Here is a 1,172-nt window from a genome sequence, read left to right as displayed (position 1 = left end):
ACAGAAACTCCGTATAGGCCAGTTTCGAAGAGATCGCCTCGCGGTTTCTCGCTTCCAGCGAATCGAGGATGCCGGAGAGCCGGAGCTGCTTCAGGTTGGGGGCGAGTTCAGGAACGGGATTCAAGGGAAGGCTCCTTCAAGGGTAAAGCGGCACGGTGGCCGCGCGGCAAATTCCCGTGACCGGGGGTCAAGGTCGGGCAGCGCCCGGCGTAGCGAAACCTTGATGCCCGGGCGCGGGCGATACGCTCATCCGTGGCTGGAGACGGCAGAAAGCCGGATCCGGCCATGGAGAACAAGGCGGCGATCAATGGACTGACTCGGGTGCGGCAAAGAGGCTCGCCGCATCACGGGCGAAGCGCCCGGAATGTGGGGCGGGCAGCGGCGCGATGGTCTCGGCAGCGCGTAGATCGTGACCGCCAACGAGAATCGTCTTCACCGTCCGATAGAACGGCGACCCGTGCGCCAGCGCGCGGGCACACGCCGCTTCAAGGCGGGCTGCCGTGTAGGGCTTGGCGAGCCGCAGCACGCCCTGAGCGGCGCGCAGGCGTTCGGCGATCCGGTCCGACAGCAGGTGCTCGACCAGCTCGGCGCAGGCCGGGCCGACGCGCGCGGCCTGCTCGATGCACCACGCCCGGTCGTGGGCGAAGAAGGTCTGAGCCTCGGGCGGCAAGTGATCGCGAACGGTTCGTCGCTCACCGGGCCGACTCGCCCGGCCATGGGCAGCGACGGCGCGATGTTCGTCATAGATCGACACCATGCCGTCGCTGGACTTGAGCCACAGGCGTTTGCCGATCAAGGACCACGGGGCCGAGTAGAAGGCGCGATCGAACTGAATGTGGCAATCGCGGTGCAACGTCGCCTGCGACCAGACGCCCAGGTCGGGCGCGACCGCGGGTAGCGGCAGCAGCAGCGCGCGCTCCAGCTCGAAGCGCACGAGCGGGGCCTCGCCGGTGGTGCCGTGCCGCCGGACGCCGGCTTCTTCAACGACCCAGCGCTTTGCCTGCGCGTTCAAATCGGTGAGGTCGCGAAAGGTCTTGAGCGGCAGGAAGTTGCCCTTCAGGTATTTGACCCCCGACTCGACGATGCCCTTCTTCTGCGGATCATGCGGCGGACAGGCATCGATGCGGAAACCGTAGCCACAGGCCGCGTCGGCGTAGGAACGCTGGACCTGC

1 protein-coding gene is annotated in these 1,172 nt (G+C 67.2%); it reads right to left on the bottom strand.

The features are described from left to right. Positions 1 to 304: 304 nt before the first annotated feature. Positions 305 to 1,172: Mu transposase domain-containing protein (locus GPA25_RS23580; RefSeq protein ID WP_169262830.1), on the bottom strand; the 868-nt coding region annotated here is incomplete at its 5' end.

This window comes from Aromatoleum diolicum (assembly GCF_012910955.1).
GTDB classification, from domain to species: domain Bacteria; phylum Pseudomonadota; class Gammaproteobacteria; order Burkholderiales; family Rhodocyclaceae; genus Aromatoleum; species Aromatoleum diolicum.
Note: the sequence above shows the minus strand (reverse complement) of the source record. Positions and strands in the feature narration are given on the sequence as shown.